At 39.1% G+C, this 16,391-nt stretch carries 17 protein-coding genes; 12 read left to right on the forward strand and 5 right to left on the reverse strand.

Going from position 1 to position 16,391, the window contains the following annotated elements:
• Window positions 1–153 precede the first annotated feature (153 nt).
• The gene (locus GQR53_RS16495; RefSeq protein WP_165744553.1) at window positions 154–606 is read left to right on the forward strand and encodes a transposase; all 453 of its coding nucleotides are present in this window, start codon (window positions 154–156) and stop codon (window positions 604–606) included.
• Window positions 607–767: 161 nt separating this feature from the next.
• On the opposite strand, the gene ampE is transcribed toward GQR53_RS16495, so the two are convergent.
• Together ampE and ampD are read right to left on the reverse strand one after the other, a co-directional pair.
• Window positions 768–1,619: a beta-lactamase regulator AmpE gene (gene ampE, locus GQR53_RS16500; protein ID WP_165744554.1), complete on the reverse strand. Its 852-nt coding sequence runs from the start codon at window positions 1,617–1,619 to the stop codon at window positions 768–770.
• Between the two features lie 13 nt (window positions 1,620–1,632).
• Window positions 1,633–2,187, reverse strand: a complete 555-nt coding sequence (gene ampD, locus GQR53_RS16505; protein ID WP_165744555.1) for a 1,6-anhydro-N-acetylmuramyl-L-alanine amidase AmpD — start codon at window positions 2,185–2,187, stop codon at window positions 1,633–1,635.
• Window positions 2,188–2,514: 327 nt separating this feature from the next.
• On the opposite strand from ampD, the gene nadC reads away from it, so the two are divergent.
• The 7 genes from nadC to yacG all read left to right on the forward strand — a co-directional run bounded on the left by nadC (window position 2,515) and on the right by yacG (window position 9,838).
• Window positions 2,515–3,360, forward strand: a complete 846-nt coding sequence (gene nadC, locus GQR53_RS16510) for a carboxylating nicotinate-nucleotide diphosphorylase (RefSeq protein WP_165744556.1) — start codon at window positions 2,515–2,517, stop codon at window positions 3,358–3,360.
• Window positions 3,361–3,911: 551 nt separating this feature from the next.
• Window positions 3,912–4,370, forward strand: coding sequence for a pilin (locus GQR53_RS16515; RefSeq protein WP_165744557.1), 459 nt, complete (start codon window positions 3,912–3,914; stop codon window positions 4,368–4,370).
• 248 nt (window positions 4,371–4,618) lie between these two features.
• Window positions 4,619–5,845 (forward strand): type II secretion system F family protein, encoded by a 1,227-nt coding sequence (locus GQR53_RS16520; RefSeq protein ID WP_165744558.1) that lies wholly within the window; start codon window positions 4,619–4,621, stop codon window positions 5,843–5,845.
• Between the two features lie 308 nt (window positions 5,846–6,153).
• The gene (locus GQR53_RS16525) at window positions 6,154–7,047 is read left to right on the forward strand and encodes an A24 family peptidase (RefSeq protein WP_165744559.1); all 894 of its coding nucleotides are present in this window, start codon (window positions 6,154–6,156) and stop codon (window positions 7,045–7,047) included.
• A gap of 1 nt (window position 7,048) precedes the next feature.
• Window positions 7,049–7,690 (forward strand): dephospho-CoA kinase, encoded by a 642-nt coding sequence (gene coaE, locus GQR53_RS16530; RefSeq protein WP_165744560.1) that lies wholly within the window; start codon window positions 7,049–7,051, stop codon window positions 7,688–7,690.
• Between the two features lie 126 nt (window positions 7,691–7,816).
• Entirely contained in the window at window positions 7,817–9,493 is a 1,677-nt protein-coding gene (gene pilB / locus GQR53_RS16535; RefSeq protein WP_165744561.1) for a type IV-A pilus assembly ATPase PilB, read from the forward strand.
• Between the two features lie 114 nt (window positions 9,494–9,607).
• On the forward strand, window positions 9,608–9,838 hold the full coding sequence (gene yacG / locus GQR53_RS16540; RefSeq protein WP_002957774.1) for a DNA gyrase inhibitor YacG: 231 nt from the start codon (window positions 9,608–9,610) through the stop codon (window positions 9,836–9,838).
• 72 nt (window positions 9,839–9,910) lie between these two features.
• Here yacG and GQR53_RS16545 read toward each other — a convergent pair whose 3' ends face one another.
• The gene (locus tag GQR53_RS16545; protein WP_165744562.1) at window positions 9,911–10,399 is read right to left on the reverse strand and encodes a Spy/CpxP family protein refolding chaperone; all 489 of its coding nucleotides are present in this window, start codon (window positions 10,397–10,399) and stop codon (window positions 9,911–9,913) included.
• A 428-nt stretch (window positions 10,400–10,827) separates the two neighbouring features.
• Here GQR53_RS16545 and GQR53_RS16550 point away from each other — a divergent pair, with 428 nt between their 5' ends.
• Genes GQR53_RS16550 through GQR53_RS16560 form a run of 3 tightly spaced genes read left to right on the forward strand, consistent with a single transcriptional unit; the run spans window position 10,828 to window position 13,861 of the window.
• Window positions 10,828–11,517, forward strand: a complete 690-nt coding sequence (locus tag GQR53_RS16550) for a response regulator (protein ID WP_165744563.1) — start codon at window positions 10,828–10,830, stop codon at window positions 11,515–11,517.
• On the forward strand, window positions 11,495–12,910 hold the full coding sequence (locus GQR53_RS16555) for an ATP-binding protein (RefSeq protein ID WP_165744564.1): 1,416 nt from the start codon (window positions 11,495–11,497) through the stop codon (window positions 12,908–12,910). The genes GQR53_RS16550 and GQR53_RS16555 overlap by 23 nt, the downstream gene beginning before the upstream one ends.
• A gap of 3 nt (window positions 12,911–12,913) precedes the next feature.
• A complete protein-coding gene (locus GQR53_RS16560) occupies window positions 12,914–13,861 on the forward strand; it encodes an alpha/beta fold hydrolase (RefSeq protein ID WP_165744565.1) in 948 nt (315 codons plus the stop codon).
• Here the strand turns inward: GQR53_RS16560 and GQR53_RS16565 are convergent.
• Window positions 13,821–14,687 carry a cation diffusion facilitator family transporter gene (locus GQR53_RS16565; protein WP_165735523.1) on the reverse strand — a complete coding sequence of 289 codons (867 nt, stop codon included), beginning with the start codon at window positions 14,685–14,687 and terminating at the stop codon, window positions 13,821–13,823. The two genes, GQR53_RS16560 and GQR53_RS16565, sit on opposite strands and share 41 nt — an antisense overlap.
• 160 nt (window positions 14,688–14,847) lie before the next feature.
• On the opposite strand from GQR53_RS16565, the gene trmL reads away from it, so the two are divergent.
• Window positions 14,848–15,312: a tRNA (uridine(34)/cytosine(34)/5-carboxymethylaminomethyluridine(34)-2'-O)-methyltransferase TrmL gene (trmL, locus tag GQR53_RS16570; RefSeq protein WP_165744566.1), complete on the forward strand. Its 465-nt coding sequence runs from the start codon at window positions 14,848–14,850 to the stop codon at window positions 15,310–15,312.
• A 68-nt stretch (window positions 15,313–15,380) separates the two neighbouring features.
• On the opposite strand, the gene gpsA is transcribed toward trmL, so the two are convergent.
• Window positions 15,381–16,388, reverse strand: a complete 1,008-nt coding sequence (gene gpsA, locus GQR53_RS16575; RefSeq protein ID WP_165744567.1) for an NAD(P)H-dependent glycerol-3-phosphate dehydrogenase — start codon at window positions 16,386–16,388, stop codon at window positions 15,381–15,383.
• Window positions 16,389–16,391 lie beyond the last annotated feature (3 nt).

Raw genomic sequence — 16,391 nt, forward strand, 5'->3', positions numbered from 1 at the left:
ATCGTAGCAGCGGGTTTACCCCGCGACTATTGTGCAAGTAATTACCTAAACGTAAAACACAATGCGCGATGTAAAATCGCGACTACGCAAATTTATAAAAATTGCATATGCTTTAAATTCGTGGGTCTGTGATTGCTAAAATACGGGTATGTTATGCATCGTTCATATTTATTACGAAAGGGAAGAGCATCAAAAGCAAACCAATATTATGCTATTACACTGGTTTGTCATGAGCGAAACAACCTATTCACAAGCTTAATAATTAATAGAGCTATTATCAATGAAATGAGGGGATTAGAAAGAGAGCAACTAATTAAATCAAATACTTTCGTGATAATGCCAAACCATATTCATTGGTTACTACAATTATCCGATAGCGCAACATTAAGCGAGGTAATTAGAAGCTTCAAAGGACGCTCAGCCACGGTGTATAGACAATTTGGCAGACAAAAGCTTTGGCAAAAAGGGTTTTATGATCACTTAATAAGAAATACCGAAGACTTAAATAGATGCGCTAGATACATAGTCGCAAACCCTTTGCGTGCAAATTTAATAGAAAATATTGCAGACTACCCATATTGGGATAGTATTTATCTAAACTCGTAGCAGCGGGTTTACCCCGCGACATTTGGCAACTAATCTCCTAACCAAAAAACACGATGCGCGATATAAAATCGCGACTACGCAATCGTAGCAATGGGTTTACCCCGCGACATTTGGCAACTAATCGCCCAACCGAAAACACAATGCGCGATATAAAATCGCGACTACGATAGTCCGCCAAATAATGTAAGTAGCGCTATAAGTACTAAGTAAAATAATACATTGCGCTTAACAAGCTTAATCATACAAGTGGCTTCGTAGGTACAGCCGTAATAACGCTTTTCAACTTGCTCTGCAGCAAGTGCAGTACATGTTACTACTTCTCGGTTTGGAGATTTAAAGTTAAGTACGTAACGTAACCAACAGCTCGTGCCTTTATTAAAGTTACCTATTACTAAATAACCAAAGCTGGTAATACGTGCAGGTAACCAGTCGAGCCAAAACAATAGTTTATGTGTAAGTTTAAAACGCTTAGCAAATATTACTTTATGATCTTCTCGTACTAAATCAGCTACAGTACGCACCAGTGCATATAAAACCGCACCTGGCGCGCCTAAAACAACAAACCAAAAAATAACCGCGCAGTAAAATCTAAAGTTCACCCAAGCCAATGTTTGCCCAAAGGTTTCACCACCATCTTGATCATCAGTACGCTTTTGACCTATTTGCAACGCATATAAAGATGCAGCAGTACCGTCATCTCGCGTTAACGCATTTAAGTACGACTTATATAAAGCACGCTGCTTAGCACAACCAAAGCAAACCAAAAGCACCGCGATATTAATGCCCAGCTGCCACAATACAAAATCTGACAAACAATAAATTAGTGCCACCGCAATCACTGGGAGTAAAAGCCAAATTAAAAAGCCCGGTGCTGAGCTAAATAAGCCCTTATCACCAAGTAATTTATTAGAGCGATTTAAATAACCATTTGCGTAATAACTTATCTGCCAGTAGTTAGACCGAGCTCCTAAGCGCTCTAGTATTAATGCAATTATTATAGAAACTAAAATCATGGGAATAACTCTCTTAACTTAGCTGTTCAAGCATATTAAAAAACAATGGCCAATTAAAGCTACTACCAGGATCGGTTTTACGCCCTGGAGCAATATCGCAATGCCCAACAATACGCGAAGGGGTAATTTTTGGATAGCGTTGCATTATAGATTTACTAATTATAGTTAATGTTTTGTACTGTTCTAAAGAATATGGTGCGGTGTCGGTACCTTCAAGCTCAATGCCAATGCTAAAGTTATTACAAGCAGATACGCCCTCAAACTCAGACTGCCCTGCATGCCAAGCACGCTTTTCAAAAGGCACGTATTGTATAACCTCACCGGTGCGCTTTATAAAGCAATGGGCCGATACACGTAAATTCTTTAAGTCACTAAAACTCGAGTGAGCATTGCAGTCAATGCACCCCATAAATAACCCATCAACAAAAGGGGTGCCAAACTGCCCAGCTGGCAATGATATATTGTGAATAACCAATAAAGAAATATCAGCCTCATCAGGGCGTTCATCAAAATGCGAACAAGGCCGCTGCGTTACCGTACTTAAAACACCATTTAAATCTATTTTCATGATACGTTTATTATATAAACACCAAGAGATACATAGTACTGATGCTAAAGGATTTATTAAAAAAATGATAGTAACAAGCGAGGTATAAAACCTCACATACAAATAATTCAAACCCACCCGTAGGTGCGAATTTACATCCGCCCATGTAACGTAACTTTCGAAATTAAAAGCGAGGTATAAAACCTCACCTACAGATAATACAAACCCACACGTAGATACTAATTTACTATACGCGCTTATCTTTATATTGGTGAAAAGGCAATCGCTTCTCTTTCTTTTATAAACATAGTAAAATTTGTTTAATTTATTAACGCTTATGAGCATTCTATGTCTATTTCGCACTCCCTCATTACTCAACTAGTCACTCTTGCACTTGACGAAGATTTAAATTATAAAACCGCGCAAGAAGGCGATATTACCGCGCAATTGATCCCCAAAAATGAGCAAGCAAGCGCTAAAGTAATTACCCGCGAAGACTGCATATTTTGTGGTAAAGACCTAATTATTGAAGTATTTAAGCAAGTAGACCCTAGTGTTGTAGTAAATGTACTAGTAAACGATGGCGATGCAGTTACAGCTAACAGTACTTTATTTACAGCAACAGGCTCGGCTCGCGCTATTTTAACTGCCGAGCGTACAGCACTTAACTTTGTACAAACACTTTCGGGTACTGCTACTACCACAGCCCATTATGTAAAAGAACTAGCGGGTACAAAAACCCAACTACTCGATACTCGTAAAACCATACCTGGTTTACGCATTTTACAAAAATACGCCGTTAAATGTGGCGGCGGTGCAAACCACCGTATTGGTTTATACGACGCGTTTTTAATAAAAGAAAATCACATAGCGGCGTGTGGCGGTATAAACAAAGCAATAGCGCAAGCTAAACAAAACCAACCAAACAAACCAATAGAAGTAGAAGTTGAATCACTTGTTGATCTAAAACAAGCGCTTGATGCGGGTGCCGATATTATAATGCTCGACAACTTTAACGTAGAGCAAATTAAGCAAGCTGTAGTGGTTACTAACAAACGCGCAAAACTTGAAGTTTCGGGCAATATGACCTTACAAACGCTTAAAACTTTCTCACAAGCTGGGGTAGACTTTATATCGAGCGGGGCGTTAACAAAAAACTTACAATCAATCGATTTATCAATGCGATTTGATTAATAATAACGCAGATTTTAAATTTAAACTGCGCTAATTCATTGACAATAGATACTATAAAGCATTAAATAACCCGAAAGGATTGTTTTTTAGCATTTTGTTAAATAAAATACTTTTTTTAAATATAATCCATGTACTAAAAAGTAAAAAGCAGTGGTAAACTCACGCTGTTGTACTATAAATGAATGTACCATTAATATAAAAGCACTAATTAGCTGCTTTAATATTAATGCGTTCAGTAAACAGGCATAAAAAGCTAAGTGCTTATTTAGCTACCAGTATAAGTAATTAAAAGTTGATTGCGGCTATACCTAAATATAAAAGTAATTGAATAACGCATTAAAGTGCTAAACGTCAGTAACTTTAATAACTAAATTCACAGCGTGTTCTTGTTTATACAAACCAAAATACGCTGTACAGTAAAGTTGTTTCTTTAGGTAAACAGTTTAAATAAACAAATTAAGTAAACAGGTTAAATAAACAAATTAAGCTAAGCACTAATGCTACTTAAATAACGCTTATTTACCACAACATTATCCTTTAGGAGAGGAAACATGAAAACAATGACACAACAGAACCAAAAGGGTTTCACCCTAATTGAATTAATGATCGTAGTAGCAATTATAGGTATTCTTGCTGCAGTAGCATTGCCTGCTTATTCTAACTACCAAGCAACATCAAAATTAACAGCTGGTTTAGCTGAAATTTCAGCTGGTAAAACAGGTTTTGAAGTAGCTTCGAATAATGGAGAAACCACTGCTGAAGCACTTGGAAAAGCGACTGGCTTACAGTTAAAAACCGATGATGGCGGTAAAACTCAAAACTGCGCTATCACAGTGACCACCTCTACTATTCAGTGCGCGATTCAAAATGCACCAACTCAAATTACAGGCGCGACAATCACTCTGACTCGAAGTGCAGAGGGCGCTTGGAGCTGCGCTATTGCTGATGTTACTGATGTTGATTTAGCACCTAAAGGTTGCCCTGCAACAGCAAAAGCAAAAGCAGGCTAACTCTCGTTGATACATAGTTTAAAGCGCCCAAGGGCGCTTTTTTAAATTTAATTACCATTGCGCCTTTTAAACCCTACATAAATAATTAAACTTATTGTTAGATATTTCTATATTACAGAAAGCGCATTGAGTTTTATAATGGCAAGTTTCAAATCGATACAGTTACAACATTACTTGCTAACATAAGTTAAATATTATTATGCTATTGTCCTGAAAATTGAATTAAATGCTACTCAGAGAGACTCCTAATGGCAAAAGAAAAACAAAAAGGATTTGATACCTTTCAATGGGTGGGAGTTAGTGCGCGTGGTAAAAAACTGGAAGGTGAAATGACTGCAGCAAGCATCGCTCTTGTTAAAGCGCAGTTACGTAAGCAAAATATCACCCCGTCTAAAGTAAAACGTAAGGCAAAACCACTGTTCGGCATTCAAAGTGTTAAAAAAATTACAGCCAAAGATATAGCTTTAGTTACCCGGCAGATAGCCACTATGCTGATGGCGGGCGTGCCGTTAATTCAGTCCATTGAAATGATTGGCTCTGGCTCGACTAATAAAAGCGTTACTAAGCTAATGGAAACCGTCGGTGATGAAGTGAAAGCCGGTGGCACTTTATCTGATGCACTACGCAAACATCCTCGTTATTTTGATGACTTATATTGTGACTTAGTGGCCTCTGGTGAGCAATCTGGTGCGCTGGATAAAATATTTGATCGTGTTGCTCTTTATAAAGAAAAATCTGAAGCACTAAAGTCAAAAATTAAAAAAGCAATGTTTTACCCTATTTCGGTATTAGTTATTGCTGGTATTGTTACCTCCATATTATTAATATTTGTAGTGCCGCAGTTTCAAGATATATTTGCAGGTTTTGGGGCAGAGCTTCCTGCATTCACTTTGTTTGTTATTGGCATATCAGACTTTATGCAAGCATATTGGTGGATGATACTAATCGCTATTGTAGCTTTTGGATACGCTTTTAAAGAAGCCAAGCTTAGAAGTTTAAAACTCAGAGATGCAACCGACCGAGCTATACTTAAACTCCCAGTTATAGGCATGATTTTAAATAAAGCAGCAGTTGCTCGCTATGCACGAACTCTTTCGACCACTTTTGCTGCAGGTGTGCCTCTGGTTGATGCACTTGACTCTGCTGCAGGCGCTTCAGGTAATGCTGTTTATCGTTACGCTATTTTAGATATAAAAGTTGAAGTGAGCTCTGGTAATCAAATGAACTGGGCAATGCGTAACTCTAAAATATTCCCTGATATGGTAATACAAATGGTTGCGATTGGTGAGGAGTCTGGCTCGCTAGATGGCATGCTCGCAAAAGTAGCGACTATTTACGAGCAAGAAGTTGATGATGCTGTTGATGGCCTTTCAAGCCTACTTGAGCCACTTATTATGGCCGTACTAGGTGTACTTGTTGGTGGCTTGATTGTTGCGATGTACTTACCTATTTTCCAATTGGGTTCAGTTATTTAATACCTTTAAAAATATAAACACCTATTTAAAAACACACGTAGTCGCGATTTTACATCGCGCAATAATTGTAACAATCACGCAGTAATAGCAACCGTCGCGGGGTAAACACGCGGCTAAGCTACCTTGGTATAAACCGCGTAGTCGCGATTTTATATCGCGTTTTTAATTACGATTTTACATCGCGCAATAATGGTAACAGTCGCGGGGTAAACCCGCTGCTACGGTGCCGTGGTATAAACCGCGTAGTCGCGATTTTACATCGCGCTGTTAATTGGTATTATTAAAAAATTTTAGTTTTAGGTAAACAAATGCAAAGTATTATTGAAGTAATGCAAAGCCAATTGTGGTTTTATTTAACCACTATTGGCTTAATTAGTTTATGTATTGGTAGTTTTTTAAATGTGGTTATTTATCGCTTACCACTGATGATGCAGCGTGAGTGGCAAAGCGAATGCCGTATACTGCTAGAAGATGAGCTTACAGGGAATAAATCTAAACAAGCCAATATCAATAAGCCTTTTAATTTAGTAAAACCCAACTCTACCTGCCCTAAATGTAAAACTGCCATTAAACCTTGGCAAAATATTCCTATTATTAGTTGGTTAATATTAAAAGGTAAATGCGCAAGTTGCAGTAATCCTATTTCGGCCCGATACCCTGCTGTAGAGCTAATTACTACCCTATTAAGTTTAACTGTTGCCTATAGCTTTGGTGCGACCGAGCAAGCCCTTTTATATATTTTTGTAACGTGGATTTTAGTAGCGCTAACCTTTATTGATATTGACCATATGTTACTGCCAGATCAACTTACACTTCCGCTTGTATGGCTTGCACTTATTGCCTCGGTAATGGGTTACACAATTACACCAACCGATGCCATTATTGGCGCCGCTTGCGGCTATTTAAGTTTGTGGAGCGTATTTTGGTTATTTAAATTGCTTACCGGTAAAGAAGGCATGGGCTATGGCGATTTTAAATTACTTGCCGTGTTTGGTGCTTTGCTTGGCTGGCAGTCATTACTTACAATTATTCTGCTTTCGAGCGTAGTAGGTGCCATAATAGGTATTGCACTGTTGAGTATTCAAGGTAAAGACAAAGCGACTCCTATCCCTTTTGGGCCTTATTTAGCGATAGCTGGCTGGATTGCAATGCTTTGGGGCAACCAAATTCAAGGCACTTATTTTAATTTAATTGGTTATTAAAATGAGTGAGCAAATTACTAAAGTAAACAGCTGGGTATTAGGTTTAACAGGCGGTATTGGCTGTGGTAAAACGGCCGTCAGTAACATGTTTGAAAAGCTTGGTATTACAATAGTTGATGCCGATATAATTGCGCGTGAAGTAGTACTCCCAAATAGCAAAGGGCTAAAAGCGATTACCCAACACTTCGGTGAACATATTTTATTGCCTGATGGCACATTAAATAGAGCAGAATTGCGTGCAAAAATATTTACTAACAACAATGACAAAGAATGGCTTAATACGTTGCTGCACCCTCTTATACGGATAAAAATACTAACCGATTTAAATAATGCAACTAGCCCTTATGTTGTTTTAGTAGCGCCTTTATTGTTTGAAAACAACCTTGATAAATATTGCGCCCACACCCTACTTATTGATGTACCAACCTCTGTACAAATAGCACGTACAGCAAAACGCGACAACACAAGTATTGAGCAAGTTAAAAGTATTATTGCCTCGCAAATGTCACGTGCCGATAAACAGCAAAAAGCGAATGATATTTTAAATAACGACCGTAGTTTAAACCTAGTGCATATAGAACTTGTTGATCTTCATAAAAAGTACCTACAATATGCATTACACAACAAAACTAACTCACATTAACACTGTCCTAACTCACACAAACTCGTATTTTAGTTAGTAAAATCACAACAAAGAATGAAAGGTGATGTAATCACCTTCTTTTTTCTGATAAATTGCTAACTATTGAAGGAATAAAACAGGTGCGCAATGAATATTAACTCACCGTTATTGAGAAAATTTATAACCCTTGGCCGCATTGATGCCGACACGGTTAAAAACAAACAAAATGAATTTGCCTCAACAGCTGAGCTTATTTCTAAATGTGGAAAAATCGATAGTAAAGATTTAGCTGAACAATGTATTGATTTGTTTCGCGTACCTTATTTTGATTTAAAAGACTATGATCTTACAAAAATCCCGGCCGATCTCGTAAAAGAAAAACTCATACGTAAACATCACATTTTGCCGCTTGTTCAAAAAGATCGAAAAGTTTATATAGCAGCATCAGACCCAACAGATTACGGCGCATTCGAAAACTTTGAATTTAGTACCGGTCTCTCATGTGAAATTGTTGTTGTTGATTATATTCAACTCGATAACAAAATTGAGCAGTTGCTAGATGCCACTGGCAGCTTAAATTTAACTGATGACGAGTTTCAAGAATTTGCTGATTTAGACTCAGAAAGCCAAAGAGATACAGCTCCACAAGATGACGATAAAGATGATGCGCCTATCATCGTTTACATTAACAAAATTTTAATGGATGCCATTAAAAAAGGCGCCTCTGATTTACACTTTGAACCGTATGAGCACAAGTACCGTATTCGCTTTCGTATTGATGGCATTTTGCATGAAGTGGCAAGCCCACCTAATACATTAGCAACCAAGCTTTCTGCGCGTATTAAAGTAATGTCGCGACTCGATATTGCCGAAAAACGCAAACCACAGGATGGCCGTATAAAACTAAAAATTACTGAACGCAAAAGTATCGACTTTCGTGTAAGTACCATGCCTACCTTGTGGGGTGAAAAAATAGTAATGCGTATCCTTGATTCATCAAGCGCTATGTTAGGCATTGATGTATTAGGCTATGAGCCTGAGCAGAAAAAATTGTATATGGATGCGCTTGCCCAGCCTCAAGGGATGATACTTGTAACAGGGCCAACGGGTTCTGGTAAAACAGTATCGCTATACACAGGTTTAAATATATTAAACCAGCCTGAGCGTAATATTAGTACTGCGGAAGATCCGGTTGAGATTAACCTTGAAGGTGTAAACCAAGTACAAATTAATATTAAAGCCGATATGACTTTTGCCAACGCATTGCGTGCATTTTTACGTCAAGATCCTGATGTAGTTATGGTAGGTGAAATACGTGACCTAGAAACCGCAGAAATATCAATAAAAGCGGCGCAAACAGGTCACTTGGTTTTATCAACATTGCATACAAACTCAGCACCGGAAACAATCACCCGTTTATTAAATATGGGTGTGCCGGCTTATAACGTAGCAAGTTCGATCAGCTTAATCATAGCCCAACGCTTAGCACGTCGCTTGTGCCCTAAATGTAAAACGCCGGAACAACTTCCGAGTGAAGAACTGACTCGCCAGGGGTTTAGTTCCGAGCAAATTGAAGAAATGACATTATATACACCTAAAGGGTGTGATAGCTGTACCGATGGTTATAAAGGCCGAGTGGGTATTTACGAAGTAATGCAAATTACCCCTGAAATTGCCCAAATTATTATGCGCGGTGGTAACTCGCTTGAAATAGCAGATGTATCACTTAAAGCCGGATTTAATAATTTACGTTTATCGGGTTTACGCAAAGCAGCCGATGGTCTTACATCCCTTGCTGAAATTAATCGCGTGACTAATTTTTAAAGGTCCATAGTAAAAGTGACAAGGTTCTGAACACTAAACCCAAAGCCTTACTTATACCTAGAGACTCATATCTAAGTAATGTAAAATGCACCAAAAATTTGTAGAGAGTAATTTATGCCTACTGTTGTAAACTGCCCAACCTGTAAAACTAAAGTTGAATGGTCAGAGCAAAGCCCATTTCGCCCTTTTTGCTCCAAGCGCTGCCAACTAATTGATTTAGGTGAATGGTCGTTCGAAAATAATAAAATTTCTGCACCAATCACCTCGGCTGAAGAGTTTAGCCAAGACATGATTGAAGATATTGAGGCAATGATGGCTAAAAATGAAGATGACTTTTTTAAATAATTTATCTTCATAATGCCCTAAATACGAAAACCAGCATTACGCTGGTTTTTTAGTATTTACAAAAAAGTAAAATTAACTTTTTTGTTTACGGTGCTTTTTATTCATACGCTTTTGCATTTTAGCAAACTTCTCTTTTTGCTCAGCGTTAAGCACTTGCATTACTTGGTGTTGTGTTTTTAGTTCAATTAAACCAAATTGCTCACCTTTTGCATGACGTTCATTTAATAACTCTTTTGCTGCATTTTCGTCAAATGTTGCAGCAGAAAGTAATGCATCCATTTTTGCTTTGTGCGCTTCACGCATCGCTTTACGGGCTTCTATATCATCGCCACGCAGTGCTTTCATTTGTGTTTTTTGCGCTTCAAAAATAGCCTTTAGCTTAGTTTGCTGCTCATCTGTTAGGTTTAATTTTTCAACGCCGCGCTCAGAAAGTAAAAAACGAGCTTGAGAATGGCCTTGCTTATGTCCGTCGCCTTTAGCTAACACGCTACCAGCACCAAGCGTTGCTGTTGCTAAGCCACAGATAAGTACTAATTTTGAAAGTGTGTTTACTTTAGTCATAATCATTACCTTAATATTGGGTTGGTTGTGGCTAACATACCCAATCAACCGCAAGAAACGAGTTTCAGTTGGAATTAAAAACTATTTAGGCAAGGCATTGATTGTAACCAATGGTTGCTCCCTTGTTAAAATCGATAACGCAGAATAAATCGTTTTAAAACCAACCCTTTGGGCGTTTCACAGCAACTAGCTCTCGGTGTTGTGACTTTTTAAAAGGGAATGCCATTCTTGCAAAGTCACGCCTTGATAGCCAGCTGCTGTGAAACGCTGAATTCTGTATCTTGAGGCTGACTGGGTATACGCCAGTGAGTTAACTATACCTAACTCAACGCAAAGTAACGCAAAGCAGTGTAAAGGTTGTGTAAAGATTCACCTTTGCACTATTTAGCGGGTAAAATAACGCTATAAACAACTCTAAGGGTTTGTAAATGAAACTATTAATGATTGATGACGATACGGGCCTTTGTGAGCTATTAAGTGAATATTTAACTGCTCAAGGCTTTGAAATACAAAGCGTACACGACGGTGAGCAGGGCCTTAAACTAGCACAAGCAAACGACTACGCACTTATACTGCTTGATGTAATGCTACCAACGCTTGATGGCTTTGAAGTACTCAAACAACTTAGGCAAACAAAGCTCACCCCTGTAATAATGCTTACTGCAAAAGGTGAAGACTTTGACCGTATTTTTGGTTTAGAGCTAGGCGCTGACGATTATATTCCAAAGCCTTTTAATCATCGTGAATTACTAGCCCGCGTAAAAGCGATAACACGCCGTATAGAGCACATTAATAGCTTAAATGCAGCTACAACAAGTAAGTTACTCGTTAATGGTATTACTGTTAACCTTGCAGCGCGAGAGGCCTCAATAGACAGCTCTACACTAACCCTTACCGGTACAGAGTACGAAATACTCACGCTATTGTGTAAAAATGCAGGCGAAGTTGTTAGTAAAGAGCAAATTAGCGAAGAAGTGCTAGGCAGGCGTTTAGCTTCTTTTGATCGCTCTATCGATATGCATGTAAGTAATATCCGTAAAAAAATTGCGGAGCATATTACAGGCGAGCGAATTAAAACAATGCGAGGTACAGGTTATGTCTTTATCCAAGGCGAATAAAAGCACTTACTTTGCTTGGTTAAAGCACCCTGGGCACTACCTATTTTTTAAAATATTTATTTGGTTTTGGTTAACTATAATCGGCACCGTAGCAGCGCTTGTATTTTTAAGTAACATTACCGCTATTAACGCGGTAACTAACAAGCCGCTTTATGGCCCTATGAAAAAAAACTTAATATATACCGCCAAAAGTATTGAGCGCACTGCTATTAAACATAAGCGCAGCCTAAGCGATGTATTAGTACACCCTCGCCTATCAAAGCGTAAACTTTTATACTTAAGCGCAGCTCAAAGCGAAGACTCCCTTAGTAGTAAAGAGGTGCCAGAGAGCATCGACTTAAGTTTATTAAACTTTACTCAAAATATGTCACCACAAATTATTTTTACTGAAAAATATCAAGCCTTCGGCCCTGTTAACATAAACGTGCCTGAAGGGAGTTTTTATCTTTATGAAATAGATATTAACCATCAACCGCCGCTATTAATGCGCTTTAAGCTTATGCCTAATTGGATGAAAATAGTCATCGCAATTGTTGCCTCTCTTATTTTAAGCTTTGTATTTAGCCGTAACTTAATAGCCCCTATAAATAGTCTTAAAAAAGCAGCTATTAAACTATCAGCGGGCAACCTAAGCGCAAGAGCCGACATTTCTGTAAACCGAAAAGATGAGCTGGGAATACTTGGGCGAGACTTTAACAGCATGGCCAATCAGCTAGAGCTTTTAATTAGTTCACAAAAACGCTTATTAGCCGACATATCACATGAGTTACGCTCGCCCCTTACGCGTTTAAAAATGGCTACCGGTCTTGCGCAAATGCAAGCTAACGACGCTAGCCAATCCTATTTATTACGCATAGAAAAAGAAGCAAACCAACTTGATAAGATGATTGCCGACGTGCTGCAAGTTTCTCGCTTAGAAGCAAAAAGCCAAGCGCTTTCACTGCAAAAACAATCATTACAAATAATTGTAGATCACGTTATTAACGATGCGCAGTTTGAAGCAAAACAAAATAATAAGCAGCTAAATATAGTGGGCACTGTAGACGTAAATATTAATTGCGACGAAGGCCTTATTGCCAGCGCACTTGAAAACCTATTACGCAACGCTATTAAATACGCAAATAAGACTATTAGCATTACTCTAAAGCACACAGATGCCATTTATATAGAAATATGTGATGATGGCTCTGGTGTGCCAAATGAGCAACTGGGCAAGCTTTGTGAGCCCTTTTTTAGGCAATCAGATGCGCGGGATCGCGTAAGTGGTGGTACGGGTTTAGGGCTGGCGATTGCTAAAAATGCTATTACTGCGCATGGTGGCAGTCTAGTATTATCAAATAAAGAACTAGGTGGCTTGTGTGCTAATATAACCTTGCCATTAATAAAAGAGTAAAGCATGTTTTATAGTAGTGAGCGTGAGCTTAAAAGTAATCAAATAACAATTAATAACTTTTATAAAAACACGCTAATTAAAGCTTATTTAGATACGCCTAACGGGCAATTATTTTATGCTTATGCCATACCTGATAAAGCTAAAACTGCCATTGTAATAAGCTCGGGACGCCTTGAAGGGTTAGATAAATATAAAGAGCTGTTATGGGAGCTTTATAATAATAATTTTGCCATATTCATAGCCGACCACCAAGGACAAGGCCGCTCTTATCGCCATCTACTAAATAAGCATAAAGGCCATGTTAATGAATTTAAAGATTACAGTGCCGATCTAAACTTATTTAATAAACAAATTGTCGATACTTATTGGCCGGGTAAAAAAGTATTAGTGAGTCATTCAATGGGCGGCGCTATTGCTTTAGATTACCTTGCGCATTTTGAACACAATTTTAGTGGCGCGTTTTTATCAGCGCCTATGCTTGATATTTACACAAAAAACACACCAAAACCTTTAGCTAAATTGATAGCAAGTACCGCGACCCTTTTGGGTCAAAAAGACAACTACGCACTAGGTCAAACCGATTACACACCCGATGAATTTGCTACAAATGTATTAACCAGTAGTCCAGTGCGTTACGAGCTATTTAGGCAAACATATCAAGAAGAGCCATTACTACAGCTCGGCGGTGTTACTTACGGCTGGCTAAATGCGACGTTTGCATTTATAACTTCTGTGGATAACTTGAGCGTGACTATTCCACTGTATATTGCCAGTGCACAAAACGACGAAGTGGTTGATAACAATGCCCAATATAAATTAGCAAACAGGCACGAAAACACCGTGCTTAAAAGCTTTGAAGGCGCTAAACACGAGCTATTTTTTGAACGTGATGAAATACGTCAGCCATTGCTTAAGAGCTTGTATCAGTTTTGTGAGTCGGTGACGGCTTAACAAGTACCGACAAAGGGTCTAGGTGGATCAGTATATCTACCTCAGACTCAAAGCGTTCGCTAAGCATTGCCTCTACTTCATCAGCTACGTTATGTGCGCGAATCAAACTTAAATGATCATCAAGCTCTAAGTGCATTTGGATAAACTTAACTTTTCCGCCTTGGCGCGTACGAATATCATGCACACCATGTACATCAGCATGGGCTCTGGCTATATCAAATATGCTTTGCTTTTCATCGTCTGGCAGTTCTTTATCCATTAAATGATCGGCACTATCACGAGCAATATCCCAGCTGTTATAAAGTAAGTAACCAGCAACACCTATCGCAAAAACAGGATCGGCATACAACACACCATAATAAGCTAACAAAATAGCTAATAGCACAGCCGCATTTAATATTAAATCGCCTTTGTAATGTACTGAGTCGGCTTTTATAGCAATTGAATCTGTATATTTAACTACTTTATTTTGCACAAATACAATTACCAGCGTACACGCAATAGCAAAAATACTTACCCACACACCTAATAATGAATGGCTTAGTTGTATAGGGTTAAATAACCGCTCAATACCATGAAAAGCAAGTAGACAACCTGATCCTGCAATAAACGCAGCTTGCCCAAGTCCAGCAAGTGCTTCAGCTTTACCGTGTCCAAACCTATGGTCATCATCTGCTGGGCGCAGTGCGTAACCTAACACTAAAAAACTCATGGCGGTGGCAGTAATATCCATTAAGGAATCAGTTAACGAGCCAAGCATTGAGGCCGAGCCTGAAGCCAGCCACGCCCATGTTTTTGCGCCAATCATTAAACTAACCATTACCATGGTAACAATGCTGGAAGTTTTAACCCAAAATTCGTAGCTACGGTTATGCACGTTTTAATCCGATATTAGGAGTATTCAATAGTGTGAGTATATCATTTTTTTAAAGGGTTTCGTGTATACTGCCCTTCGTCAAACTACAGATTATTTTATAAGGCTCATTATGCTGGATATTGTTTTATACCAACCTGAAATACCGCCTAACACTGGTAATATTATTCGCCTATGTGCCAATACCGGCTATGCATTACATTTAATTGAGCCGCTAGGTTTTGAGTGGGACGATAAGCGCGTGAAACGTGCAGGACTTGATTATCATGAATTTAGTCATGTTCAACGCCATGCCTCATTTGAAGATTACCTTGAAAAATGTAAACCAAAAAAAATATATGCATGTACAACCAAAGGTAGCCAATTCCATCATGAAGCTAACTACGAAGCCGGCGACTGCTTAGTATTTGGACCTGAAACCCGTGGCCTACCTGATGATATGATCCAAGCATTACCAAAAGAGCAGCGTGTGCGTATTCCTATGCAAGCCAATAGCCGCAGCATGAACTTATCAAACGCAGTAGCCGTGTTTGTTTACGAGTCGTGGCGCCAGTTGGGTTTTCCTAACGCGCAATAAACACCTTGTACCAAACAACAAAAAACCGACATAACGTCGGTTTTTTAGTTTTAGTAACGCTTATAAAACTACTCAGAACGTTGCTCTCGGCCTAATAGCGCCATTGCAGCTTCTTTCATATCTTTATTTTCATAAAGCACTTTATAAATTTGCTCGGTAATCGGCATTTCAACACCGCTACGTTGCGCTAATAAATACACTTCTTTGGTGTTTCTAAAGCCTTCAACTACTTGACCAATTGACTCAATAGCAGCATCGACGCTTTCGCCTTTACCTAGTGCTAAACCAAATCGACGATTACGTGATTGGTTATCTGTACACGTTAGTATTAAATCGCCAAGGCCTGCCATTCCCATAAAGGTTTCTGGCTTAGCACCAAGAGCGCAACCTAAACGAGTAAGCTCTGCAAGGCCTCGGGTTATAAGCGCGGTACGCGCATTAGCGCCAAAACCAACACCGTCCGAAATACCGGCACCAATGGCAATTACATTCTTAACCGCACCACCGAGCTGTATACCAATAAAATCATCATTGTTATACACACGGAATGAGCGACCACAATGAAGTAAATCAGCGAGCTGCTGAGCAAATTCAGGCGACGTAGAAGACACAGAAATAGCTGTAGGTGAACCCATCGCCATTTCTTTTGCAAACGTAGGACCAGAAAGTACCGCAAGTGGAATGTCATCACCCAATTCTTGCAAAGCAACTTCTTGTAACAAACGTCCAGTATTAGGCTCAAGCCCTTTAGTTGCCCACGCTACTTTAGCACCCTCTTGCAATGCAGGTTTTATCTGCGCAAGCGTGTCGCCAAAAGCATGGCTTGGCACAACAACAAGTACAATAGCACTGCTAGCAACGGCATGTTGTAAGTTAGCTTCAAGAGTAAGAGTATCTGGGAAAGGAGCATCAGGTAAGTAACGTTGATTTTTCCGCTCAGCTGCAAGCGTGGCAACGTCGTCGCTATTTCTTCCCCAAAGTGTCACCTGGTGACCATTTCGGGCTAAACAAATAGCAAGGGCGGTGCCGTAAGACCCCGCCCCTAATACAGTAACAGCTGTAGTTGCTGTACTCATAAG

It is taken from the genome of Pseudoalteromonas sp. Z9A6, from assembly GCF_011378805.1.
Taxonomy (GTDB): domain Bacteria; phylum Pseudomonadota; class Gammaproteobacteria; order Enterobacterales; family Alteromonadaceae; genus Pseudoalteromonas; species Pseudoalteromonas distincta.